Origin of the sequence: Streptomyces sp. H27-H5, from assembly GCF_026627505.1 — a bacterium.
In the GTDB taxonomy this organism is placed as follows: Bacteria; Actinomycetota; Actinomycetes; order Streptomycetales; family Streptomycetaceae; genus Streptomyces.
Genome location: NZ_JAPNLK010000023.1, coordinates 63,336 through 86,263, shown reverse-complemented (window position 1 = coordinate 86,263; position 22,928 = coordinate 63,336). Strand labels below are relative to the sequence as shown.

General features: G+C 73.1%; 23 protein-coding genes and 1 pseudogene. 14 read left to right on the top strand and 10 right to left on the bottom strand.

Annotated elements, in window-relative coordinates; all coding sequences use genetic code 11:
• The first annotated feature begins 14 nt into the window (after positions 1-14).
• The 6 genes from OTB19_RS14475 to OTB19_RS14450 all read left to right on the top strand — a co-directional run bounded on the left by OTB19_RS14475 (position 15) and on the right by OTB19_RS14450 (position 4,504).
• A complete protein-coding gene (locus OTB19_RS14475; RefSeq protein WP_267798564.1) occupies positions 15-1,220 on the top strand; it encodes a methyltransferase in 1,206 nt (401 codons plus the stop codon).
• A gap of 39 nt (positions 1,221-1,259) precedes the next feature.
• Positions 1,260-2,015 carry a MerR family transcriptional regulator gene (locus tag OTB19_RS14470; RefSeq protein WP_267798563.1) on the top strand — a complete coding sequence of 252 codons (756 nt, stop codon included), beginning with the start codon at positions 1,260-1,262 and terminating at the stop codon, positions 2,013-2,015.
• A 226-nt stretch (positions 2,016-2,241) separates the two neighbouring features.
• Positions 2,242-2,799 carry a DUF6230 family protein gene (locus tag OTB19_RS14465; RefSeq protein ID WP_267798575.1) on the top strand — a complete coding sequence of 186 codons (558 nt, stop codon included), beginning with the start codon at positions 2,242-2,244 and terminating at the stop codon, positions 2,797-2,799.
• A complete protein-coding gene (locus OTB19_RS14460; protein WP_267798562.1) occupies positions 2,790-3,287 on the top strand; it encodes a DUF6114 domain-containing protein in 498 nt (165 codons plus the stop codon). Before OTB19_RS14465 ends, OTB19_RS14460 begins: the two co-directional genes overlap by 10 nt.
• On the top strand, positions 3,284-3,934 hold the full coding sequence (locus tag OTB19_RS14455; RefSeq protein ID WP_267798561.1) for a hypothetical protein: 651 nt from the start codon (positions 3,284-3,286) through the stop codon (positions 3,932-3,934). The genes OTB19_RS14460 and OTB19_RS14455 overlap by 4 nt, the downstream gene beginning before the upstream one ends.
• 261 nt (positions 3,935-4,195) lie before the next feature.
• A complete protein-coding gene (locus tag OTB19_RS14450; RefSeq protein ID WP_267798560.1) occupies positions 4,196-4,504 on the top strand; it encodes a DUF2087 domain-containing protein in 309 nt (102 codons plus the stop codon).
• On the opposite strand, the gene OTB19_RS14445 is transcribed toward OTB19_RS14450, so the two are convergent.
• The 7 genes from OTB19_RS14445 to OTB19_RS14415 form a co-directional block, all read right to left on the bottom strand.
• Positions 4,480-5,241 carry a metallophosphoesterase gene (locus tag OTB19_RS14445; protein WP_267798559.1) on the bottom strand — a complete coding sequence of 254 codons (762 nt, stop codon included), beginning with the start codon at positions 5,239-5,241 and terminating at the stop codon, positions 4,480-4,482. The genes OTB19_RS14450 and OTB19_RS14445 overlap by 25 nt on opposite strands.
• A gap of 57 nt (positions 5,242-5,298) precedes the next feature.
• On the bottom strand, positions 5,299-5,556 hold the full coding sequence (locus tag OTB19_RS14440; protein ID WP_267798558.1) for a hypothetical protein: 258 nt from the start codon (positions 5,554-5,556) through the stop codon (positions 5,299-5,301).
• 58 nt (positions 5,557-5,614) lie between these two features.
• Positions 5,615-7,045, bottom strand: coding sequence for a dihydrolipoyl dehydrogenase family protein (locus OTB19_RS14435; RefSeq protein ID WP_267798557.1), 1,431 nt, complete (start codon positions 7,043-7,045; stop codon positions 5,615-5,617).
• Between the two features lie 42 nt (positions 7,046-7,087).
• The gene (locus OTB19_RS14430) at positions 7,088-7,483 is read right to left on the bottom strand and encodes a thioredoxin family protein (RefSeq protein ID WP_267798556.1); all 396 of its coding nucleotides are present in this window, start codon (positions 7,481-7,483) and stop codon (positions 7,088-7,090) included.
• 125 nt (positions 7,484-7,608) lie between these two features.
• Complete coding sequence (locus OTB19_RS14425; RefSeq protein WP_267798555.1) at positions 7,609-9,048, bottom strand: aldehyde dehydrogenase family protein; 1,440 nt, start codon at positions 9,046-9,048, stop codon at positions 7,609-7,611.
• Between the two features lie 303 nt (positions 9,049-9,351).
• Complete coding sequence (locus OTB19_RS14420) at positions 9,352-10,551, bottom strand: thiolase family protein (protein WP_267798554.1); 1,200 nt, start codon at positions 10,549-10,551, stop codon at positions 9,352-9,354.
• Between the two features lie 269 nt (positions 10,552-10,820).
• Entirely contained in the window at positions 10,821-11,948 is a 1,128-nt protein-coding gene (locus OTB19_RS14415) for a LacI family DNA-binding transcriptional regulator (RefSeq protein ID WP_267798553.1), read from the bottom strand.
• Positions 11,949-12,211: 263 nt separating this feature from the next.
• On the opposite strand from OTB19_RS14415, the gene OTB19_RS14410 reads away from it, so the two are divergent.
• The 4 genes and pseudogenes from OTB19_RS14410 (at position 12,212) to OTB19_RS14395 (ending at position 15,984) form a co-directional block, all read left to right on the top strand.
• Positions 12,212-13,474: an MFS transporter gene (locus tag OTB19_RS14410; RefSeq protein ID WP_267798552.1), complete on the top strand. Its 1,263-nt coding sequence runs from the start codon at positions 12,212-12,214 to the stop codon at positions 13,472-13,474.
• A 200-nt stretch (positions 13,475-13,674) separates the two neighbouring features.
• On the top strand, positions 13,675-13,944 hold the full coding sequence (locus OTB19_RS14405; RefSeq protein ID WP_267798551.1) for a hypothetical protein: 270 nt from the start codon (positions 13,675-13,677) through the stop codon (positions 13,942-13,944).
• A 122-nt stretch (positions 13,945-14,066) separates the two neighbouring features.
• Positions 14,067-15,509, top strand: a complete 1,443-nt coding sequence (locus OTB19_RS14400; RefSeq protein WP_267798550.1) for an amidase — start codon at positions 14,067-14,069, stop codon at positions 15,507-15,509.
• Positions 15,506-15,984: pseudogene (locus tag OTB19_RS14395) on the top strand (type II toxin-antitoxin system PemK/MazF family toxin). Before OTB19_RS14400 ends, OTB19_RS14395 begins: the two are co-directional and overlap by 4 nt.
• A 22-nt stretch (positions 15,985-16,006) precedes the next feature.
• Here the strand turns inward: OTB19_RS14395 and OTB19_RS14390 are convergent.
• A complete protein-coding gene (locus OTB19_RS14390; protein WP_267798549.1) occupies positions 16,007-16,711 on the bottom strand; it encodes a TIGR02452 family protein in 705 nt (234 codons plus the stop codon).
• 123 nt (positions 16,712-16,834) lie between these two features.
• On the opposite strand from OTB19_RS14390, the gene egtA reads away from it, so the two are divergent.
• The 4 genes from egtA to egtD are packed head-to-tail and all read left to right on the top strand — an operon-like array spanning position 16,835 to position 21,178.
• A complete protein-coding gene (gene egtA, locus OTB19_RS14385; protein ID WP_267798548.1) occupies positions 16,835-18,139 on the top strand; it encodes an ergothioneine biosynthesis glutamate--cysteine ligase EgtA in 1,305 nt (434 codons plus the stop codon).
• Positions 18,136-19,449, top strand: a complete 1,314-nt coding sequence (gene egtB / locus OTB19_RS14380; RefSeq protein ID WP_267798547.1) for an ergothioneine biosynthesis protein EgtB — start codon at positions 18,136-18,138, stop codon at positions 19,447-19,449. Before egtA ends, egtB begins: the two co-directional genes overlap by 4 nt.
• Entirely contained in the window at positions 19,449-20,207 is a 759-nt protein-coding gene (gene egtC / locus OTB19_RS14375; RefSeq protein WP_267798546.1) for an ergothioneine biosynthesis protein EgtC, read from the top strand. Before egtB ends, egtC begins: the two co-directional genes overlap by 1 nt.
• Positions 20,204-21,178 (top strand): L-histidine N(alpha)-methyltransferase, encoded by a 975-nt coding sequence (gene egtD / locus OTB19_RS14370; protein WP_267798545.1) that lies wholly within the window; start codon positions 20,204-20,206, stop codon positions 21,176-21,178. The genes egtC and egtD overlap by 4 nt, the downstream gene beginning before the upstream one ends.
• On the opposite strand, the gene OTB19_RS14365 is transcribed toward egtD, so the two are convergent.
• Together OTB19_RS14365 and OTB19_RS14360 are read right to left on the bottom strand one after the other, a co-directional pair.
• Complete coding sequence (locus OTB19_RS14365; protein ID WP_267798544.1) at positions 21,061-22,083, bottom strand: lysophospholipid acyltransferase family protein; 1,023 nt, start codon at positions 22,081-22,083, stop codon at positions 21,061-21,063. The two genes, egtD and OTB19_RS14365, sit on opposite strands and share 118 nt — an antisense overlap.
• Complete coding sequence (locus OTB19_RS14360; protein WP_267798543.1) at positions 22,080-22,916, bottom strand: GNAT family N-acetyltransferase; 837 nt, start codon at positions 22,914-22,916, stop codon at positions 22,080-22,082. The genes OTB19_RS14365 and OTB19_RS14360 overlap by 4 nt, the downstream gene beginning before the upstream one ends.
• Positions 22,917-22,928 lie beyond the last annotated feature (12 nt).

Below are 22,928 nucleotides of genomic sequence, written 5' to 3'. Positions count from 1 at the left end.
AGCCTGGGTCGAATATGAACCGTCTGACCACGCCTTTCGGCTCCTACGAACTCACCCGCTTCCCCCAGGACCCGCGCGATCGCCTCCGCGCCTGGGATGCCGCCGATGAGTACCTGCTGCGGCACCTCGAATCCGGTACCGGGGAACGCGGCCCGGTGGATCTCACCGGCGATCGGCAGATCACCGTGATCGGGGACCGTTGGGGCACGCTGACGACGGCCCTGGCCGCGTTCCACCCGACGCAGATCACCGACTCCTCGCTGACCCGCTCGGCCACCATGGCGAACCTGGATCGTGCCGGGATCGGGACCGCCAAGGACACGGTGCGGCTGCTGACCACGCAGGACGCGCCGCCGGAGCGGATCGACGTGCTCCTCGTCCGGGTCCCGAAGAGCCTGGCGCTGCTGGAGGACCAGCTGCACCGGCTGGCTCCGCACGTGCACGCGGGCACGGTCGTGGTGGGCACGGGCATGGTCAAGGAGATCCACACCTCCACGCTGCGGCTCTTCGAGCGGATCCTCGGGCCGACGAAGACCTCGCTCGCGGAGAAGAAGGCCCGACTGATCTTCTGTACGCCGGGCACCCCCGGGGCCACGCACGCCGTGACCCCCGGCCCGTGGCCGCTGACGTACGTCGTGGACGAGGACGGGGGCTCGGGCGCCGGGCTGACCGTGGTCAACCACGCCGGCATCTTCTGCGCCGACCGGCTCGACGTCGGCACCCGTTTCTTCCTCCAGAGCATCCCGACCAACACGGACGGGGCCCGCGTCGTGGACCTCGGCTGCGGCAACGGGGTCGTCGGCACGGCGGTCGCGGTCGCGGACCCGCGGGCCGAGATCGTGTTCACGGACGAGTCGTACCAGGCGGTGGCCTCCGCGAAGGCCACGTTCCGCGCCAACGTGACGCACGAGCGGGAGCGGGCCGACTTCCTCGTCGGTGACGGGGTCGCGATGCTGGACCCGGGTTCGGTGGACCTGATCCTGTGCAATCCGCCGTTCCACTCCCACCAGGCGACGACGGACGCCACGGCGCTGCGCATGTTCGCGCAGTCGCGCAAGGCGCTGCGGCCGGGTGGCGAGCTGTGGGTCGTCGCCAATCGCCACATGGGCTACCACACGCACCTGAAGCGGCTGTTCGGCAACAGCGAGGTCACCGCGAGCGAGCCGAAGTTCGTCGTGTTGCGGGCGGTCAAGCGGATGGAGCGCGACCAACGCCCGTAAGGCCCATGTGACCTGCCAGTACGTCCTACACTCTGCCGCGTGGACAGCCAGGGGGAACAGGACGGACGCGCCGGCGGGCGCTATCGCCGGGAGGACGTGGCCCGGGCGGCGGGCGTCAAGGTGCGCAACCTGCGCTACTACCAGGAGCGCGGGTTGCTGCCGCCGCCGCGCCGTGAGGGCCGGGTCGCCTGGTACTCCGACGACCACCTGACCCGGCTGCGTCTGATCAACGACCTGCTGGGGCGCGGCTACACCGTGAACGGCATCTCCGAGCTGCTCGACGCGTGGGACCGCGGTGGCGGACTGTCCCAACTCCTGGGTCTGGAGCGGGCGATGACTCGCGACTGGGTCCAAGAGGTGCCCGTCACGATGACGTTGGCGGAGCTGCGCGCGCTGTTCGGGCCGACCGCGACCGCCGAAGACACCCGGCGTGCGGCCGAGTTGGGGTACGTACGGATCGACGGGGACCGGGTCACGCACCTGAGCGGGCGGTTGCTGGAGGCGACGCTGACGCTGGTGCGGCAGGGGGTGCCGCTGGCGGAGATCCTGGACGCGGCCGACTTCGTGCAGACACAGGCGGCCGCGCTCGCGGACCGGTTCGTCGGACTGTTCCGCCGGCATGTGATCGGCCCGGACGGGCTGGAGCGCCTTTCGGCCGGCCAACTGGATCACGTGTCCGAGGCGGTGTCCGCGTTGCGCCCGGTGGCGGGTGAGGTCGTGGCCTCGGAATTCGCCCGGGCCATGGAGCGGAGGGTGGCCGCGGAGGTCGCCGAACTCCTGCGCGCGGAGCAGTGACCGGCCAGTAGGAGTCGGCCGAAACGGTACGCTCCGGCAACCTTGCCAACCTCCATTGGCACTCTTACATTCAACTCGTCGGTAACAAAGGTGCACAGCCGAGATAAGGGACGATCTCATGGCAGTCTCACCGAACTTGCCCGAACCGCCCGGCACCGAGGGCGACGACGGCGGCGGCGGCGCCGGCAGAGGCGACGGCCGCGTCCGCTGGCGCAAGTTCGCACTTCTGACCGTGCCCGCCATCGCCGTGACCGCGGGACTCGGAATAGCCCTTGCACAGGGGGCGCTCGCCGCCTCCTTCGCCGTGTCCGGGCAGCAGTTCAAGGTGTCGGCGGCGAGTCTGGAGGGCGAGGGATTCGCCCAGTACGGCAGCGTCGACGTGAACGCGCGCAACGAGCTCATCCCGGTGGCGGTCACCGCCATCAAGGAGGCCAAGTTGCACAGCCTCTGCCAGTCGGTGGTCACCACCCTCCCGATGATCGGGGACATCTCGCTCAACCTCACCGCGGGCAAGAAGAACCCCGTCGAGGCGAGCAACCTCTTCGTCGACGCGACACAGCTCTCCGGCGACGCGGTCTTCAGCAACATCGAGATCGGGCGCGACGCGTCCACCCTCGACAAGGGTCCGGCGGAGGCGATCGGCATGCAGGACCTGTTCGCCCAGCAGGCGGACACGGTCAACATCACCGATCTGCACCAGACGGCGTGGGCCACCAACGCCGGGACCTTCAAGCTCTCCGGGCTGAGCATGAACATCAGCAAGGGGAAGAAGGAATGCTTCTGAGCCGCTGGCGGCGGTGGCGACGCAGCAGGCCCTTCTGGGGCGGCCTCTTTGCCATCCTCACCGGGGTGTGGATCAGCGTCCTGCCACTGGCTCCGTTGAAGATCATGCTCCAGCAGGGAGTGGCGGGCATCCCGTCCGTCCTGATGGGGATCATCTTGATCGTGCTCGGGCTCACCGCCTGGTACTCGCCCCAACAGCGCACCCTGGCAGGGATCCTCACCACCCTGATCGCGACCGCCACGCTGGTCCTGTCGAACCTCGGCGGGTTCCTGATCGGCACCCTGCTGGGCATCGTCGGCGGCGGGATGATCTTCGCCTGGCAGCCGAACACCACACCACGTGCCGGGGGCTCCGCCGCCCCCGGTGCGGAGCCGAAGGCCGGCCCGGAACCGGAGCCGGAGGCAGGCACGGAAGCGGACCCCGATCCCCACGGGGCCCGCAGTCACTCCCCCACCCCGCACCACGATCCCCAAGGAGCACAGCCATGAGCCGCAAGCGCACCGCTCTCGCCCTCGGGATGGCCGCGGCCGCCGCGCTGACGGTGGCCTCCGCCACCGCCACCGCCGCGCCCTTACCGCTGGCGGGTTCGACCACCGTCACCCCGGCCGGGCACGCCTTCAAGGCCACCCTCAGCGGGAAGGCCACGCTCAAGGCCGGTTCGGTCACCGTGACCTGCACGGTCTCGGTCTCCACCGGTACGGTCCCGGCCGCGCCGGGCAACAACAACCCGGCGGGTGCGGTCACTTCGCCGATCACCCCGCCGACGTACTCCTCCTGTTCCTCCAGCATGCCGGGCGTGACTCCGACGGTCACCACCAGCGGCGCCTGGACGGTGTCGATGCAGAACGGCTCGCCGATCACCGCCACCTTGAAGATGCCGGTCGGCGGGCTCGTCGTGACGACGTCCGGCCTGGCCAACTGCACGGTCACGGCCGCTCCGAGCGCTCCGGCGAACGTCGGCGGCACCTGGACCAACGGCGCCCCGCCCAGCCTGACCTTCACCAACGCCTCGGTGCCGGTCACGGTCACCGGCGGGTTCGGTTGCCCGACGAGCGCGACGTCGTCGACCTTCAACGCGGTCTACAAGGTCACCGACACGACCAACCCGGCGCAGCAGATCACCGTCGGCCCCTGAACCACCCGCGCGTGCACCATCCGCGTGTGCAGCATCCGCTTGTCACCTGCCGCATGAGAACCACCCGTATGAGAACCACCCGCGTGAGAACCACCCGCAGGTGAACCACCCGTGCGAGCGGGCCCGCCGGCACCGGAGCCATTCCGGCGTCGGCGGGCCTTCGACGCGTCCGGGCCCGCCCACCCGAAGCGGGGCGTCGGCGGCCGGCCCCGGCGGAAATCCCGTTGCCCGGGGGCTCCTTGCCGGGTGATGCTGCCCGGCATGTCACACACCACCGCACCACTGCCACACACCGAACAACCCCCCCGCACCCCCCGAGGCGTCTCGGACCTCTTCTCCGACGGCCGCCTCATCGCGATCCCCCGCAAGGTCGCCCGCCGCGAACAACTGCTGGCCCACCTCACGGAGACCCTGTTCACCCCGGACCGGGACTACACCGAGCCCGAGGTGAACGACGCGCTGCGCATCGTGCACGAGGACTGCTCCGCCCTGCGGAGGTACCTGATCACCTCGGGTCGCCTCACGCGCGCCCGCGACGGCAGCAGCTACCGGGTGACGACCACCCGGTAGTGGGTGGTCAGCCGGCCGTCGTCACCGATCACGTGGAAGGCGACGACCGGCGGCTCGTCGAGGTGGACGTACTCGTTCTCCCCGCTGCGGGCCTCCCAGGGAAGCCGGGTGGTGGACACCACGCCCGGCGCCACCAGCAGCGGCCGGCCCGCGAAGGTGGTCGCGGCCCCCGTGTGGGCGTGCCCGCACAGGAAGGCCGTGAGGTGCGGGTGCCGCTCGGCGAGGTCCGCCAACCGGTCCTCGCCGAACTGCCGGATCCCGTCGACGTAGGGGATGTGCAGGGACACGGGCGGGTGGTGGAAGGCCACCAGCACGGGGACCTCGCGCGGGGTCCCGTCCAGTACGCCGTCCAGCCAGGCCACCGTGGAGTCCTCCAGGAAGCCCTGATGCTCGCCGGGCACCGACGAATCGCAGACCGCGAGCACGAACCCCTCGCCGCGCAGGACCTGGTCGACGGGCGCCGCGGTCGGCTCCGCCTCGCCGAGGAGGTCCCGCCGGAAGGCCACGCGTTCGTCGTGGTTGCCGGGGCAGACCACCAGGGGATGGCGGGAGACCAGGGCCTTGCGGGCCTCCGCGTACTCGGTGGGGCTGCCGTGGTCGGCGATGTCGCCGCTCACCAGGACCGCGTCCAGGTCGTACGGCAGCTCTTCCAGGTACCTCATGACGGCGCGGGTACGATCCGCGGCGCGCGCGCCGCCGTCGAGGTGGATGTCGCTGAGGTGGGCGATGACTGTCACGGACGGTCGCTCCTTCACTCGGGTGCCACCATTCAACAGGCCCGTCCCTGCGGCGGATCAGCCTGGTTCGACCGTCCCCCGGCGGATCCCGACGAGCACCCGACCGGCGGCCACCAGAGCGGCGGCGGTTCCCGTGAGGACGAGTGCGGCGCCCGCGGCGGCGGCCGGCGAGCCGTGCGCCCGGGCGCCGGGCGGCGGCGCCCCGGACCCGTCGGCGGGCGGACCCCCGTCACCCGGGGCGGGCCCGCCGAGCGGCGCGGCCGCAGGCCCGGAGGTGCCCGGCGCGGGCGAGAGGGGCGATCGCGAAGGCGACACGGGCGGTCGGGAGGCGCCCTACGAGGAAGCCGGGGGCGGGGCCCTCGAAGGCCGCGGGTCAGCCCCGGTAGGTCTCCAGCAGGCGGAGCCAGATCTCGCTGATGGTCGGGAACGCCGGGACCGCGTGCCACAGGCGGTCGATCGGGACCTCGCCCGCGACCGCGATGGTGGCCGCGTGCAACAGTTCGGCCGCGCCGGGACCCACGAACGTGGCGCCGACCAGGACGTCCCGGTCGAGGTCCACGACCATCCGGGCCCGTCCCCGGTATCCGTCGGCGTACAGGCCGGCGCCGGAGACCTTGCCGAGGTCGTAGTCCACGGCGCGGACCCGCAGTCCGGCGCGTTCCGCCTCGGCCAGGGTCGGCCCGACCGACGCCGCCTCGGGCTCGGTGAACACCGCCTGCGGCAGGGCCCGCGTGTCGGCGGTGGCCGTGTGCGCGCCCCACGGCTCGGTGTCGAGCGGGCCGTTTCCGGCCGCTCGGGCCGCGATGGCCGCGCCCGCGATCCGGGCCTGGTACTTGCCCTGGTGGGTCAGCAGCGCACGGTGGTTGACGTCGCCGACGGCGTACAGCCAGTCGTGGCCCGGGACCCGGCAGCCGTCGTCCACCGCGATCCAGTCGCCGGGGGTCAGGCCGACGGTGTCGAGGCCGATGTCCTCGGTGCGCGGCGCGCGACCGGTCGCGATCAGCAGCTCGTCGCCCTCCAGAGTCTCGCCGCCCTCCAACACCACCGTGACCGGTCCGGTGGGACCGTCACGGACGACCGCCTCCACGGTCACGCCCGTACGGACCACCGCGCCCGCCTCCTCCAGCGCCTGCGCGACCAGCTCCCCGGCGAACGGTTCCATCCTCGGCAGCAGCCGCGAGCCGCGCACCAGCACGGTCACCCGGGAACCCAGCGCCTGCCAGGCGGTGGCCATCTCGGCGGCGACGACGCCGCCGCCGACGATCAGCAAGCGGCCCGGCACCTGGCGGGCGGAGGTCGTCTCACGGCTCGTCCAGGGCCGCGCGCCGGCGATGCCGGGCAGGTCGGGGATCACGGCCCGGGTGCCGGGCGCCACGACCACCGCGTGCCGGGCGGCGAGCACGTGGTGCTCGCCCTCGGGGCTGGTGACGGCGACCTTGCGGATCCCGTAGAGCCGCCCGTGGCCCCGGTAGACGTCCGCCCCGATGGAGTCCAGCCAGTCGACCTGGCCGTCGTCCTTCCAGTTCCCGGTCCAATAGTCGCGGTGCGCGAACACCGCCTCCGCGTCCAGGGGCCCCTGGACGGCCCCCGCCAAGCCCGGAACGCGGCGCGCGTCCGCCCGGGCCAGCGCCGGACGCAGCAGCGCCTTGCTCGGCACGCAGGCCCAGTACGAGCACTCGCCGCCCACCAGCTCGCTCTCCACCACGGCCGTGCTCAACCCGGCGGCGCGAACCCGGTCGGCGATGTTCTCTCCGACCGGGCCCGCGCCCAGCACCACCACGTCGTACTCCACCGCTTCAGTCATACGGACCAGTGTCACGGCAGGCCGGGGGCGGTGGTGACAATCTCAGGCCTCCGGCGTGCCGGAGTCCCCCGTGGCCTTGGCCTGCTCCGCCGCGATCTTCGCCCTGATCTCGTCCATGTCGAGGGCACGGGCCTGCGCGATGAGGTCGGTCAGCGCCGCCTCCGGCAGCGCGCCGGGCTGGGAGAAGATCGCCACCTGGTCGCGGACGATCATCAGCGTCGGGATCGAGGTGATCTCGAAGGCTCCGGCCAGCTCCTGCTGCGCCTCGGTGTCCACCTTGGCGAAGACGAGGTCCGGGTTCGCCTCGGAGGCCTTCTCGTAGACCGGCGCGAACTGGAGGCAGGGTCGGCACCAGCCCGCCCAGAAGTCGATCAGCACGAACGGGTTCTCGCTGACCGTCTGGTCGAAGTTGTCCTTGGTCAGCTCCACGGTTGCCACGGTGTTCAAACCTCCTGATTGGTGCGTGTGCTGCTTGAACGAATGGCCCGCCCCATGAATTCCATCCCGCCCCCGCACCCCGCTGAGCTGCGAGAACGTTCCTCCCTGCACCGGGGCGATCGGCCTCAGAACGGGTGGCTGGCCGGGGTGGCGCGCACCGTGGTCCAGCGGAGTTCGGTGAAGGCGTCCAGGTTCGCCTCCCCGCCGAACCGGGCCCCCGTGCCCGAGACGCCGACCCCTCCGAAGGGGGCCACGGCCTCGTCGTTCACCGTCTGGTCGTTGACGTGCGCGATGCCGGTCGGGATGCGGTCGGCCAGCTCCAGCCCGTGCGCGGCATCACGGGTGACGATCCCCAGGGAGAGCCCGTACGGGCCCGCCGAGGCCAACGCCACCGCCTCCTCCTCCGTCGCGAAGGACCGTACGGGCGCCACCGGACCGAAGACCTCCTCCGCGTAGGCGGGTGTGTCGTCCGCGACGCCCGCCAGTACGGTCGGACGGTAGAAGAGCCCCCGGTGGGTGCCGCCCGCGACGAGCTTGGCGCCCTGGGCGGTGCTCGCCTCGACCAGCGCGTGGACCCGCCGGACCTGGTCTTCGTCGATCAGCGGGCCCAGGTGGACCCGGTCCCGGTACGGGTCCCCGACCGCCAGCTCCTCCGCCCGCGCGGCGAGCCTCTCGACGTACTCGTCGTACAGCGACGCGTGGACGAGATGCCGTCCGGCGGTCATGCAGATCTGGCCCTGGTGGAAGAAGGAGCCCCAGGAGGCCTGCGCGACGGCCGCCTCGACGTCGGCGTCCTCCAGCACGACGAGCGCCGAGTTGCCACCCAACTCCAGGTGAGCGCGCTTGAGGTGACGGCCCGCCAGTTCACCGACGGTGCGACCGGCGGCGGTGGAGCCGGTGAACGACACCACACGGATGCGGGGGTCCTCGACCACCGCGGCGCCCGTCCGGGCGTCCCCGGGCAGCACGTGCAGCAGCCCGGCCGGCAGGCCTGCGGCGGCGAAGACCGCCGCGAGGGCGAGGCCGCCGCAGACGGCGGTCCGGCGGTCCGGCTTGAGCAGCACCGCGTTGCCGAGGGCGAGCGCCGGCGCGACCGAGCGGATCGACAGGATCAGCGGCGCGTTGAACGGGGCGACGACCCCGACCACCCCGGCCGGCACCCGGCGGGTGAAGGAGAGTCGGGGCGCCTCGCTCGGCAGTACCTGCCCGGCCGGTCGCGAGGCCAGCGCGGCGGCCTCGTAGCACTCCTGGGCGGCCACGTGCAGCTCGAACTCCGCCTTGCCGGGAATCGAACCGGACTCGCGCACGAGCCAGTCCCTCAGCTCCGGCGCGTGGGTCGTGAACAGGTCCCCGGCGCGGCGCAGGACCGCCGACCGCTCCAGGTGGGTGGCCCGCGCCCAATCGGACTGCACGGCCCGGGCGCGCACGGCGGCCTCCGCCACGTCGGCGGGCGAGGCGAGGTCCAGCGTGGCGAGGGTACGTCCGGTCGCGGGTTCGACGACCGGGGCGGTTCCGCCGGTCAGGGTGGGTCCGTCCTGCCAGAGCGTCGGGTCGAGGAGCGGCATGGCGCGGGGCCTCCGGGTGGGGAAGGGACGGGGCGGGGGGCGGCAGCACGCGCCATCGTGTCAGACCCGGAGACCCAATTCTGTTCAGTTATTGGGCAGTTGACGCACCGGGTGACCGGAAATGATCGAGACGGCGGTCACCTGCCGGCGCTCCCGGCGACCCGCTCGGAACTACCCGCCCACGGCCGTCGGTTCACGACCGCCTACGCACGACGCCTGCTCACGACCGCCGGTTCACGACCACCGCGCACGACCACCGCTCGCCCGACCACCACTCACGACCCACCACTCACGGCCGCCGGTTCAGCGCTCCAGGACCAGCGCGATGCCCTGCCCGACCCCGATGCACAGCGCCGCCACACCGGTTCCCGAGCCGGCCGCCGCGAGCTGGTGGGCGACCGAACCCGCCAGTCGGGCCCCCGAGGCTCCCAGCGGGTGGCCGATCGCGATGGCTCCGCCGCGCGGGTTGACCTTCGTCGGGTCCAGTTCCGGCCAGGCCGCGAGGCAGCCCAACGCCTGGGCGGCGAAAGCCTCGTTCAGCTCGAAGGCGGTGAGGTCATACAGGTCGCGGCCGGCCTTCGACAGCGCCCGCGCCACCGCGTCCACCGGCCCCAGGCCGAACAGTTGGGGCTCGATGCCGGTGACGGCGGACGCGCTGATCCGGGCCAGCGGCTCCCTGCCGGTGGCCGCCAGCCCTTCCTCGTCGGTCAGCAGCAGCGCGGCGGCGCCGTCGTTCAGGGGGGAGGCGTTCGCGGCGGTGACGGTCCCGGAGCCGTCCGAACGGAACGCCGGCTTGAGGCGGGCGAGCGCCTCGGGCGTGGAGCCCTCCCGGATCGATTCGTCCCGGGTCTGGTCGGCGCCCGGGTACGGGACGACCTCGTCGGCGTAGAGCCCCGAGGCCCATGCGGCGGCGGCCTTGCGGTGGCTGTCCAGGGCGAAGAGGTCCTGTGCCTCGCGCGTGATGCCGTGCTTCTCCGCGATGAGTTCGGCGCCCTCGCCGAGCGAGCCGGTCCACTCGGCCGGCATGCGCGGGTTCGTCATCCGCCAGCCGAGGGTGGTGGACCACATCTGCTGGTGCCCGGCGGGGAAGGCCCGCTCCGGCTTCTGCACCACCCAGGGGGCGCGGCTCATCGACTCCACGCCGCCTGCGATGGCGACGGACGCGTCCCCGAGCGCGATGGCCCGGGCGGCCTGGATCACGGCTTCGAGACCGGAGCCACACAGTCGGTTGACCGTGACACCGGGAACGGTGACGGGCAGCCCGGCGAGGAGCACGGCCATCCGTGCCACGTCCCGGTTGTCCTCGCCCGCGCCGTTGGCGTCGCCGAACACGACGTCGTCGATGCGGGCCGGATCGAGGTCGGGCGTCCGGTCCACCAGCGCGCGCACCACGTGGGCGGCCAGGTCGTCCGGTCGGACCCCGGCCAAGGCCCCGCCGAACTTGCCGATCGGTGTGCGGACGGCGTCGACGACGTACACGTCGCGGACGGTGCGGATGCTCATGGGGGCTCTCCTGGGCGGATCCGTACGGGCGGCGCCGCGACGGCGCCGGTGTCGGCACCGGCCCGCGACGCCGGGTGCGCCCGGTGGGGCGCGCCCGCAGTCTCCGTCCGGCGATCACCGCCTGTCAACGGTTCCCGGGCCCCGCGCGCCCGCTCCGGGGCCGGGGCCGGCCCGATCGGGGTCCGCGGCGCGCCGGGAACCGGGGGCCGGCCGGCCCGCCGCCCACGGGTCCCCGACCGGCGGACCCGTGGGTTCGAGGGGCCGCCGTGTCAGGTGGACTCGCGGTGGACGGCCGTGGCGGCCATCAGGTCGTGACGCTCCGAGATCTCGGCCGGTTCCCGTACCGCCGCGTCCACCAGGGAGGCCAGGTGGTCCCCCGTCGGGAGTTCGAGCGCCACCGTGCTCAGCCTCGGCCGCAGCAGTCGCCCGATCAGCAGGTCGTCGGCGCCCATGACGGCCACGTCCTCGGGGACGCGCAGGCCCGCGTCCTGCAGGGCCCGCATGAGCAACATCGCGTACTCGTCGTTGTACGCGAAGACCGCGTCCAGCCCGAGGGTGCGCCAGCGGGCGGCCAGCGCCCCGGCCGACTCCTCGGTGTAGGCCATCGACAGGGCCTCGACCTCGGCGCCCGCCACCGAGCGGGCCCCGGCCAGCCGGGGCGTGGAGAACAGCTCCAGGCCGCTCTCCTCGGGGACGATCACACCGATCCGGCGGCGGCCCCGCTCGACCAGGTGGGACGCGGCGCGGACGCCGACCTCCGCCTGGTCCATCACCAGCGCGTGGGCTCCGGGCACGCCGACCGGGCCGAGCGTGATCACCGCGCGGGCACCGGCCCGCTTGAGGGTGGCGACGTTGCGCGCGGACAGGGTGATCTCCCCGAGCGAGATCACCGCGACGGGGCGCAGTTCGGCCCAGGCGCGGGCCGCCTCGTCCCCGCCGAGTCCGAGGCTGCCGTATTGCACGACGGTGTAGTCGAGGCGGCGCAGGGCCCACTGGAGTTCGTTGAGGAAGGTGCTGTACAGCGGGCCGATCGGCACGTGGGAGGTGGGCAGCAGGACGATCCGGGTGTGCCCGGCGCGCAGGCTGCGGGCGGCGGCGTGCGGGACGTACCCGAGTTCCTCGGCGGCCGCGCGGACCTTGCGGCGGGTGGGCTCGCTGATGCGCACGGCTTCCGCGTTGTTCAGTACGTACGAGACCGTCGCGCGCGAGACGCCCGCGAGGCGGGCGACGTCGGCGCTGGTCGGCACGGGTTCCGGTACCGGCTCCGGCCCGGGTTCCGGTACGGGCACGAGGGTGGGCGCCGGCGCGGGGGCGGGGGGCGGCGTGGAGGGCGAGGGGGCCGCGGGCGCCGGGTTCGGCGACTTCGGCGACCTCGCCGGCTTCGATGACTGAGACATTGCCGTCGCATCTTTCCAGACCGGTTGCGTCCGAGGTCTAGCGGATGGCCAGAAACGGGTGCTACACAGTGGTTACACGATTCATTGACACGTGTAACCTCCGCTGTCACACCCCGCTCGACGGCGGTGTGGGCCCACGTGTCCAGCCGTGCCGCCGCCCTGCCGCGTCCCGTCGCACCCCGCCACCGCGACAGGGCGGCGCGCACCCCCTCCCCCTCCGCATCTTCCGTCAGCCGCACGCAGACACCGCCCAGGAGGGCACCGTGGCCCTTTCCTCCCCCGGCACCGGCACCGCCGGCGCCACCCCCGACGCGTCCGAGAGACCCGCGAAGTCCGGTCCCGGACGCGGCCTGCTCCCGCTCCTGCTCGTCGGCAACACCGCCATGTACTCCCTGTACATCGGCGTGGCCGGCATCCTGCTCGCCCTCCAGGTCGAGCACATCGACCCCGCGCACAAGGTCGCCAACTTCGGCCTGATCGCGGGGGTCTCGGCCATCCTCGCGACGATCTTCAATCCGGTCGCCGGCGCCCTGTCCGATCGCAGCGGACGGCGCAATCCGTGGATCCTGGGCGGTGGACTCGCCGCGCTCCCGGCCATGTTCCTGCTGGGGTTCGCCGACACGATCCTGTTGATCACGATCGCCTGGTGCCTCGGCCAGGCCGTCATGAACGTCTATCAGGCGGCCATCACCTCCGTGGTCCCCGACCGGGTCCCCGTGACCGCCCGCGGCAAGGCCTCCGCCGCCGTCGGCCTCGGACTGCCCTTCGGATCCACCCTCGGCGCCCTGCTCGGCGCCGCCTTCTCCGAGAACTACCGCACCGGATACCTCGTGTTCGGCGCGATCGTCGCGGGGGCCGCAGTGCTCTTCACGGCCTGCGCCCGGGAGGAACGGCTGCCGGCCCGTGCCCCGCTGCCGCTCCGGGTCCAGCTCGCCGCCTTCGCGAGCGCGCTCGGCAACCACGACTTCCGATGGGCGTTCATCGGACGGGCGCTGCTCGTGCTCGGCTACTTCGCCGTGAGCGGCTACCAGTTGTACATCCTCCAGGACCACACCGTGCTGCCCGAGGGGATGAAGCCGGAGGCGGCGGTGGCCGTGATGATGCCGCTGACCAGCGTGGCCATGGTCGTGTCCACGGTGCTCGGCGGTTGGCTGTCCGACCGGTTCGACCGTCGCAAGCTGTTCGTCGGCGCGTCCGCGCTGCTGTCCGCGCTGGCCCTGGTGATCCCGGCCGTCTCCACCAGTTGGACGGCGATGTTGGCCTTCGCCGTGGTCAACGGGCTCGCCTTCGGCTGCTACATGGCCGTGGACACCGCGCTCGTGACCATGGTGCTCCCCAAGGCCGAGGACGCGGCGCGCGACATGGGCGTGCTCAACATCGCCAACGCGGGACCGCAGATCATCGCGCCCTTCATCGCCTCGGTGATCGTGTCGGTCAGCGGGGGCTACACCGCGCTGTTCGTCGTCGCGGCCGTGCTCGCCGTGGCGGGCGCCCTCGCGGTGAAGCCCATCCGCGGCGTCCGCTGACGACGGCCCGGCCGCACCCGTTCGCCCCCGCTCCCCTCACCTCATCCGTCACCACGTCGAGAAAGGCACCACCGTGCGACTTCACACCCGGCTCGCGGTGGACCTCCGACCCCGCGTGGCACCTCGCCGCCCTCGAGGGCGCCGGGCCCGAGGTGTTCGCCGGATTCAAGGCGACGGCCTCCAGGGAGCGGGTGCGGGCCATGAACCCCCGTTGGGAGGACGCCGACGTGGACATCGAACTGGAGACGTTGGCGGTGTGGGACGAGGCGACGGCCCTGTGCCTGGCCCCGCTGTTCGGCACGGACCTGCTGCCCGCCGCACCCGTGGTCCCGTCGCTGGTGCAGCTCGCCGACCCGAGCTTCCTGATCTCGTCCGAGCGGTCGCTGCTGCTCAAGGAGCGCGGCTTCGAGGTCCGTTCGGTGGCGGGCGCCGGACACACCATCCACCGGGACGATTCGAGGGGTTCATGAGTTCCCTGGAGGGCTGGATCCAGGCCGTCCCCCTTGGATCCTGCCGGGGCCGCGGCGCCCCTAGCGGCTCTCCGTTCCTCCCCGCTACCGTCGTACCTACCGATCGGTAAGGGGGAGGTCCGATGTCGGCGTCATCGCTGGATTCGATTGGCTCGGCCCCGCGGGTCTCCGCGGGGTTGTCGGACACGGCGAGCGCGCTCGCCGAAGGCAGCGTCAGCGCGCGCGTGTTGACGGAGCAGGCCCTGGAGCGGATCGCGGCCGCGCAGCCCGCGCTCAACGCCTTCCGTGTCGTACGGGTCGAGGCCGCGCTCGCGGAGGCCGACGACGCCGACCGGCGACTGGCGGCCGGCGAGCGGCTCCCGCTGCTCGGGGTGCCGATCGCCGTCAAGGACGACATGGACGTCGCCGGGGAGCCGACCGCCTTCGGCAGCGCGGGGACCTTCCCACTGAAGCACGCCGACAGCGAGGCCGTACGCAGACTGCGTGCGGCCGGCGCGATCATCGTCGGCAAGACCCAGACCCCGGAGCTGGGCCAGTGGCCGTTCACCGAGGGGCACGCCTTCGGCGACACCCGCAACCCGTGGAACACCGCCTACACGCCCGGTGGTTCCTCGGGCGGCTCGGCGGCGGCCGTGGCCGCCGGGCTCGTCCCGGCGGCGCTCGGGTCCGACGGGGCGGGCTCGGTCCGCATCCCCTCGGCGTGGACCCACCTGGTCGGCGTGAAGCCACAACGGGGGCGCATCTCCACCTGGCCGGAACCCGAGTCCTTCAACGGGCTCACGGTCAACGGCGTGTTGGCCCGCACCGTGGGCGACGCGGCGTTGTTGCTCGACGCGGCGAGCGGGCAGCACGCCGGGGACCTGCACCATCCCGCGCGCATCTCGGCCGTCGACGCCGCCCGGCGCACGCCGCGCCGCCTTCGAGTCGCCCTGTCGTTCGCCATGGCCTTCACCGCCACGGCGAAGTCCCTGGATCCCGTGGTGCGTTCGGCCGTGGAACGGCTGGCCGCACGGTTGGAGTCACTGGGGCACGAGGTGGTGGAGGAGGACCCCCGCTACGGCCCGATCGGCCTGACCTTCGCGCCGCGCGCGACCAGCGGGGTGCGGGACTTGGCGGCCCGTGTCCCGGATTCCTCGCTGCTGGACCCGCGCACGCACGAGGCCGTCCGAACGGGCCGGATCCTGGGCGGCGTGCCCCTGCGCGCCTCCCGCCGGGCGGAGGCCGTGCTGCAACGCCGGGTCGGGGAGATCTTCCACCGCTTCGACGTCGTGCTCACCCCGACCACGGCCACCCCGCCGCTGCGGATCGGCGCCCTGGCGGGACTGGGGGCCCTGGCGACGGACCGGGCGATGATCGCGGCGTGCCCGTACGCCTGGACGTGGAACGTCCTCGGTTGGCCGGGCGTCAACGTCCCGGCCGGCTTCACCCCGGACGGTCTGCCCCTGGGCGCCCAGCTCCTCGGTCCTGCCCACGCGGAGCCCCTGCTGCTCTCCCTGGCGGCCCAGGTCGAGGCGGCCGAGGACTGGGCCTCGAAGTGGCCGGAACCAGTAACCTCACCGGAATGACGGCACTTTCCCACCAGAGCAACGACCACGACGACGGTCACGTCGAGCAGCCCGGGCGTGACGGCGTCACCGCGACCCGTGAGGCGGATCCGCGCGCCATCGGCCCGGTGCGCACCGAGTACGCGCCGGACAAGGACGGCGATCCGGATCCCGGCGAGATCGTGTGGACCTGGGTCCCGTACGAGGAGAACGACGGTCGGGGCAAGGACCGGCCCGTGTTGGTGGTCGCCCGGGAGGCGGGCGGCAGCACGCTGCTGGCCGTGCAGTTGTTTCCAGCAAGCGGCACGATCACGACCGGGAGTGGGTGCCGATCGGGACCGGGCCGTGGGACGGCGCGGGGCGGGAGTCCTGGGTGGCGGTGGACCGGGTGCTGAGGGTCCACGAGTCGGGGATGCGGCGCGAGGCGTGCGCCTTGGACCGGGGCCGTTTCCAGCTGGTGGTGGATCGGCTGCGCGAGCGCCACGGCTGGCAGTAGTCGCGCGGCATCGGGCCCCGGGTCAGTGCCCGGGGTCGGTGCTCCCCGGCTCCGCACACAGCCCGGCGAACGCTCGTTCGAATGCCTGGCGGGGTTCCGGCGCGCGGTCCAGTACTCCGAAGACGACCCGTTCGAAGACGCCGTCGAAGCGGCCGGTGAGCAGCTCCCGGAAGGCCTCGGCCACGGCCGCCGGCTCGTTCCGGAAGACCCCGCATCCCCAGGCTCCCAGCACCAGCCGCCGGTGGCCGTGCAGCGCCGCCACCTCCAGGACCAGCTCGGCCCGGCGCGCCAAGGCGCCGGGGATCTCGTGGGCGCGCTCCGGTTCCTGGCGGCGGATGGTGCCCGCGTTGGGGGCCGGGGAGGTGAGGAAGGCGACCGGGAAGGGGGTCTCCAGGAGCCCGCCCCGATCGTCGCGGAAAACGGGGACGGCGGGCGAGTGAATCACCCGGTCGGTGTAGGCGACCCGGACCCCTCGCGGAGCGTCCTTCGCGAGCCGGTGGGCGGCGACGGTGCTGCTCTCGCCCGTGACCTCGAAGGCGGTCTTCCCCTCCTTTGTGAGGGGTTCTCCATATGGAATGACCCGGTTTGGTCCATATATTCTGGTTCCTGCCTTGGCTTCCACCAGGGCGGCGGCCAGGGAGATCTGCCGTCCCGTCCGCGTCCGGTACCCCCCGGCCGCAAGGATCGTCGCGTTCTCCCGCGCGATTTCACGCAATCTGCTGCTCACACCGCAATCCTCCGGTCGAGCCCCTCGAACGGCAATGGGATTTGTGGCCCGCAGACGGGTAGGCACGGGTGACATCACGGCCGACGAAAGCGCCGGCCGCCGACAGGAGACGAGGATCCGGTCATGCGCCAGGACTCACCTGCTCCGCCTGTGCACCACCCCCCGCCCGAGCCCCTCACCGTGGACTCGGCGGAGACCATCCTCCACGGCATCTGTTTCAAGACGGGTCCACCTCGTGTGCTCGGCGCCGAACTCGAATGGCTGGTGTTGGACGCCGAGCGTCCCGATCTCGCGCTGTCCGCCGACCGGCTCGCCGCCGCGCACGACGCGGCCGGCGCCCTGCCTCTGCACTCCGGGTTCACCGTCGAACCGGGTGGCCAGTTGGAGCTCAGTTCGGCTCCGGCCGATTCCCTGACGGCCTGCGTGGACGGCCTCCAGGCCGACCTCACGGCCGTACGGGGCGTCCTGCGTCGGCAGGGCCTGGTGCTGCGTGGTCTCGGGCAGGACGCCCGGCGCCCCCTGCGCCGGATGCTGGACAGCCCGCGCTACCAGGCGATGGAGACCTACTTCGACCGCACGGGTCCCGCCGGGCGGGCCATGATGCGTTCCTCCGCGTCCGTACAGGTCTGCGTGGACGCCGGACACGAGGAGCCGGGCCCGCTCGGGTACGGACGGCGTTGGCGGCTCGCGCACCTGCTGGGCGCGGTCCTGGTGGCCGCTTTCGCCAACTCCCCGGCCGCGGAGGGCCCGTACGCCGGCTGGCGGTGCGCCCGCCAGGGCATCTGGAACGACATCGACACGCGGCGCGCCCTGGCCCCGCCGCTGGACGAGGAGCCCCGCGACGCGTGGACCCGGCACGCCTTGGACACCGAGGTGATGTGCGTCCGGTCCGTCGGGGACGGGGCGCCCTGGGTGATCCCGCGCGGCCTGACCTTCCGGGACTGGCTGACGTCCGGCTCGGGCCCGCGGCCTCCCACCGCCGATGACCTGGAGTACCACCTGACCACGCTGTTCCCGCCGATCCGACCGCGCGGCCACCTGGAACTGCGGATGATCGACGCGCAGCCCGGCGAGCACGGCTGGATCGTGCCGGTGGCCGTGGTGCACGCGCTGTTCGACGACCCGGAGGCCGCGGAGACCGCGTACCGGGTGTCGAAGGCGCTGTCGGACGCGTACGGGTCCCGGAGCGCGCCCCGCAACCCCCTGTGGCGGTCCGCCGCCCGCGCGGGGCTCGCCGATCCGGAGCTTCGGTCGGCCGCCGTCGCCTGTTTCCTGGCGGCGGGCGAGGCACTTCCCCGGCTCGGGGCGAGCACGCACGTCCGGGACGAGGTCGGCGCGTTCACCGAGCGTTACGTACTGCGCGGCCGCTGCCCGGCGGACGACGAAGAGGAACAGCGGCAGCCCGCCGGGAAGGACGCACGCCCGTGACCACCGACATACACCCCGAGATACTCCGCGAGCGGGCCGTGGCGGCCCTGACCACCGCGCGGGCCCGTACCGCCGGGCTGACCGAGACCGTGAGCGACCGGGACCTGACCGCGCAGCACTCCCCCCTGATGTCCCCGCTGGTCTGGGACCTGGCGCACATCGGGAACATGGAGGAGCTCTGGCTGCTGCGCAACGTCGCCGGCCGCGAGTCGATGCGTCCGGAGATCGACCCGCTGTACGACGCGTTCGAGCATCCGCGCTCCGAGCGGCCGAAGTTGCCGCTGCTGGGGCCCGAGGAGGCCCGCCGGTACGCGGCGGAGGTCCGCGGACGGGTCTTCGACCTGTTGGAGCGCACCCCGCTGGAGGGTACGGACCTGCTGTCCGGCGGCTACGCCTTCGGGATGATCGCCCAGCACGAACAGCAGCACGACGAAACCATGTTGGTCACACATCAGCTGAGGCGGGGCGCCGCGGTGTTGACCGCCCCGGACCCGGATCCGCCGCAGGGCCCGCCCCTGTCCGCGACTGAAGTACGGGTGCCCGGCGGGCCGTTCACGATGGGCACCTCCGCCGAACCCTGGTCGCTCGACAACGAAAGGCCCGCGCACACCCGGGACACGGCGCCGTACTGGATCGACACGGCGCCGGTGACCAATGCCGACTACCAGGCGTTCATGGCGGACGGCGGATACCGCGAGTCCCGCTGGTGGGCCGCCGAGGGCTGGGAGCAGATCCGCGCGCACGGGATCGAGGCCCCGCTGTTCTGGCACCGGGAGGGCGACGCGTGGTCGCGCCGCCGCTTCGGCGTCACCGAGGCGGTGCCGGGCGACGAGCCCGTGCTGCACGTCAGTTGGTACGAGGCGGACGCGTACGCCCGCTGGGCCGGGCGCCGGCTGCCCACCGAGACCGAGTGGGAGAAGGCCGCCCGGTACGACCCGGGCACGGGCCGCTCCACCCGGTACCCGTGGGGCGACGCGGACCCGACACCGGCGCACGCGAACCTGGGGCAGCGCCACCTGCGCCCGGCCCCCGCGGGCAGCTATCCGGCCGGAGCCTCCCCCCTCGGGGTGCGCCAGCTGATCGGCGACGTGTGGGAGTGGACGGCGTCCGACTTCCTCCCCTACCCGGGGTTCCGCGCGTTCCCCTACCGGGAGTACTCGGAGGTGTTCTTCGGCCCCGAGCACAAGGTGCTCAGGGGCGGGTCGTTCGCGGTGGACCAGGTGGCCTGCCGGGGCACGTTCCGCAACTGGGACCTGCCGGTGCGCCGGCAGATCTTCGCCGGGTTCCGCACCGCTCGGGATGATGTCTGATGTGTCGCCATCTCGCCTATCTCGGGCCGGTGGTGAGCCTCGGGAGGCTGCTGAGCGAACCGGAGCACTCCCTCGTGCGGCAGTCGTGGGCGCCGCGCCGGCAGCGCAACGGCACGGTGAACGCCGACGGCTTCGGCATCGGCTGGTACGCGGAGGGCGACCCGGTGCCGGCCCGCTACCGGCGGGCCGGCCCGATCTGGGGCGACCTCACCTTCGCCGACCTCACCCGCGTGGTGCGCAGCGGCGCCGTGCTGGCCGCCGTACGGGACGCCACGCTCGCGGGGGCCGACGGGGAGGCGGCCGCCGCGCCGTTCTCCGACGGGCGGTGGCTCTTCAGCCACAACGGCTCGGTGCGGGACTGGCCGGAGTCGGCGGCCCCGGTCGCCGCCGGGCTGCCGGTGGAGGAGCTGCTGCAACTCGCCGCGCGCACGGACTCGGCGCTGATCTGGGCGCTGGTCCTGCACCGTCTGCGCGCCGGGGACGACCTCGGCGCCGCCCTTGCCGGTCCCGTCCGGGACCTGGCCTCGGCCGCCCCCGCCTCACGGCTCAACCTGTTGTTGACCGACGGTTCCACCATCGCCGCGACCGCCTGGGGCGATTCCCTCTGGTATCTGGCGGACCCGCACGCCGGGCGCGTGGTCGTGGCCTCCGAGCCGCACGACGACGACTCCCGCTGGTGCGAGGTACCCGACCGGACCCTGCTGACCGCAACCCGTACGAGGGTCGACCTGACCCCGCTCAAGGAGAGCCGACCGTGAGTGATTTCCAGTTGACCCGGACCCTCGACGAGAACACCGCGGAGAAGGCGCTGCGCACCGACGTGCGCGGCGGACTGACCGGCTCCCCCAAGAAGTTGCCGCCGAAGTGGTTCTACGACGCCCGGGGCAGTGAACTCTTCGAGGACATCACCCGGTTGCCCGAGTACTATCCGACCCGCGCCGAGCGGGAGATCCTGCTGGAGCGGGCCCGGGAGATCGCGACGGAGAGCGGCGCCCGCACGCTGGTGGAGTTGGGTTCCGGTTCCTCCGAGAAGACCCGGCACCTGATCGAGGCGATGCCCGCGCTGGAGACGTACATCCCGGTGGACGTCAGCGAGAGCGCCCTGCGGGGTGCGGCGGACACCCTGCTGGCGGAGCATCCCGGCTTGAAGGTGCACGCGCTGGTGGCGGACTTCACGCGGCCGCTGCGGCTGCCGGACTCCCCCGGGCCGCGCCTGGTGGTGTTCCTCGGCGGCACGATCGGGAATCTGTTGCCGCCGGAGCGGGCCGCGTTCCTGGCGTCCGTACGGGCGATGCTGTCGCCGGGTGACGCGCTGCTGATGGGTACCGACCTGGTGAAGGACGAGGCCGTCCTGGTCGCGGCGTACGACGACGCGCAGGGGGTGACGGCGGAGTTCAACAAGAACGTACTGGCCGTGATCGACCGCGAGTTGGGCGCGGACTTCCACAACGCCGAGTTCACGCACGTGGCGGTGTGGAACAAGGAACACGAGTGGATCGAGATGCGGTTGCGGGCCCGTTCGGAGGCGGTGGTGAAGATCCGGGCCCTGGACATGGTGGTGCCCTTCAGGGCGGGTGAGGAGATCCTGACGGAGATCTCCGCGAAGTTCCGTCAGGAGGGTGTTCGCAAGGAACTGGCCTCCGCCGGGCTTGAGTTGACCCAGTGGTGGACGGACGCGGCGGGCCGCTTCGCGCTGTCCCTGTCGGTGGCGGAGGGCCCGGTGGACTGAGTGGGGATGCCCGGCAGCAGGGGTGCGGTCCGGTCGGGCCGTGCCCCCTGTACGGGCTCCGCGGGATGAACGGGCCGCGCGGCCGGCACGGGCCGCGCGGCACGCGCGTGGACGGCCTCCTGCGCCGCCGCCGCGAGGTCCCGCCGGTCCTCGTGCCGGCCCGGCGGGATCCGCGGCAGCAACCACACGTCGGCCCGCACGCCCCGGGCGCGGGCGATGCGCCACAGGGAGGCCGTCAGCGGGTCGTCCCCGACGAAGGCGGGCGCCCCCGCGAGACCCCCGGCAGGGCCCCCGCCTCCCGACAGCCGGTACGCGAGCCGGATCGGCTGTACGGGCACGCCCGCGTCCAGCGCCGACTGGAACGCGGCCCGGCGGAACGGCCCCTGGGCCCGCCCGCACCAGGTGGACCCCTCGGGGAAGACGGTGACCCGGTCCCCGGCGAGCAGCGCGCCGGTGAGGGTCGCGACGGTGTCGGGGAGGGCCCTGATCCGGTCCCGTTCGATGAACAGGGTTCCGGCCCGGGCCGCGAGCCGGCCGAGCACGGGCCAGGCACCGATCTCGCTCTTGGCCAGCATCCGGCAGGGCAGCACGGCGGCCACGAGCGGGATGTCGAGCCAGGAGATGTGGTTGGCGACGATCAGCCGGCCGCCGGCCGCGCCGGGGCTTCCGTGCACCGTGATCCGTATCCCCAGGGAGGCGACCAGCGCCGCCGACCAGCCCCGTACGAGGGCGTGTCGGGGTCGGTCCGGGAGCAGCCGTACGGGCGCGGCGGTCAGGACGGCGAGGAGGACGAGGGCCACGGCGCCGGCGAGGCGGAGCACCGCGTGCGGGACGCTCGCCGTCGGACCCTCGTGGCCGGCGCAGGCCTCGGGGGTGCAGGGCGCGGTGGGCAGCCAGGCGTTCATGCGCCCGGGGCGAGCGCGAGGAAGTGGTTGAGGTAGCGCGGGTTGGTCCGGCGCAGGGAGAGCAGTACGTACAGGTCGGCGCAGCCGAACTCGGCGTCCAGCGCGGGCTCTCCGCAGACCCAGGCACCCAGGCGCAGGTAGCCGCGCAGCAGCGGGGGCAGCTCCTGCCGGCCGGGGACGGTGATGCCCTCGGGACTCCAGGGCAGGTGCGGGGTGACGCGGTACTCCTCGGGGGCGAGGTTGCGTCGCAGGACGGTCTCCCGGGTGGCGGCGGCCAGCACCCCGCCGTCGGCGAGCGGGACGGAGCAGCAGCCGGCGAGCCAGTTGTGGCCGGAACGGTCCATGTAGCGGGCGAGGCCGGCCCAGATCAGGGCGATGACGGCGCCGTTGCGGTGGTCGGGGTGGACGCAGGACCGGCCGACCTCGACGAGGTCGTGGCGGATGGGGGCCAGCGCGCCGAGGTCGAACTCGCCCTCGGAGTAGAGGCGGCCCGCGACGGCGGCGCGTTCCGGGGGAAGCAGTCGGTAGGTGCCGACGACCTGCTCGCTCTCCTCGTCGACGACGAGGAGGTGGTCGCAGTAGGCGTCGAAGGCGTCGACGTCCAGGCCGGGCTCGGCGTGGTCGAGGCGGGCGCCGAGTTCCCCGGCGAAGACCTGGTGGCGCAGCCGCTGGGCGGCCCGTACCTCGTCCTCGTCGCGGGCGAGCCGGACGGCGTACCGGGGGCCCGCGGGCGCGGGGCGGGCGGCGGGGAGCGTCGGGGCGAGGGGGACGGCCGGGGCGGCGGGGAGGGTGGGGGGCGCGAGGGGGGACGGGGACAGGGGTGCGATGGTCATGGCTGCTCCTGA

What these genes read in the sequence shown, in the direction of transcription:
- OTB19_RS14475 (WP_267798564.1), top strand. Translation starts at nt 15, where the DNA reads ATGAACCGTCTGACCACGCCTTTCGGCTCCTACGAACTCACCCGCTTC.
- OTB19_RS14460 (WP_267798562.1), top strand. Translation starts at nt 2,790, where the DNA reads ATGCTTCTGAGCCGCTGGCGGCGGTGGCGACGCAGCAGGCCCTTCTGG.
- OTB19_RS14455 (WP_267798561.1), top strand. Translation starts at nt 3,284, where the DNA reads ATGAGCCGCAAGCGCACCGCTCTCGCCCTCGGGATGGCCGCGGCCGCC.
- OTB19_RS14450 (WP_267798560.1), top strand. Translation starts at nt 4,196, where the DNA reads ATGTCACACACCACCGCACCACTGCCACACACCGAACAACCCCCCCGC.
- OTB19_RS14435 (WP_267798557.1), bottom strand. Translation starts at nt 7,045, where the DNA reads ATGACTGAAGCGGTGGAGTACGACGTGGTGGTGCTGGGCGCGGGCCCG.
- OTB19_RS14425 (WP_267798555.1), bottom strand. Translation starts at nt 9,048, where the DNA reads ATGCCGCTCCTCGACCCGACGCTCTGGCAGGACGGACCCACCCTGACC.
- OTB19_RS14420 (WP_267798554.1), bottom strand. Translation starts at nt 10,551, where the DNA reads ATGAGCATCCGCACCGTCCGCGACGTGTACGTCGTCGACGCCGTCCGC.
- OTB19_RS14415 (WP_267798553.1), bottom strand. Translation starts at nt 11,948, where the DNA reads ATGTCTCAGTCATCGAAGCCGGCGAGGTCGCCGAAGTCGCCGAACCCG.
- OTB19_RS14405 (WP_267798551.1), top strand. Translation starts at nt 13,675, where the DNA reads ATGAACCCCCGTTGGGAGGACGCCGACGTGGACATCGAACTGGAGACG.
- OTB19_RS14400 (WP_267798550.1), top strand. Translation starts at nt 14,067, where the DNA reads ATGTCGGCGTCATCGCTGGATTCGATTGGCTCGGCCCCGCGGGTCTCC.
- egtA (WP_267798548.1), top strand. Translation starts at nt 16,835, where the DNA reads ATGCGCCAGGACTCACCTGCTCCGCCTGTGCACCACCCCCCGCCCGAG.
- egtC (WP_267798546.1), top strand. Translation starts at nt 19,449, where the DNA reads ATGTGTCGCCATCTCGCCTATCTCGGGCCGGTGGTGAGCCTCGGGAGG.
- OTB19_RS14365 (WP_267798544.1), bottom strand. Translation starts at nt 22,083, where the DNA reads ATGAACGCCTGGCTGCCCACCGCGCCCTGCACCCCCGAGGCCTGCGCC.
- OTB19_RS14360 (WP_267798543.1), bottom strand. Translation starts at nt 22,916, where the DNA reads ATGACCATCGCACCCCTGTCCCCGTCCCCCCTCGCGCCCCCCACCCTC.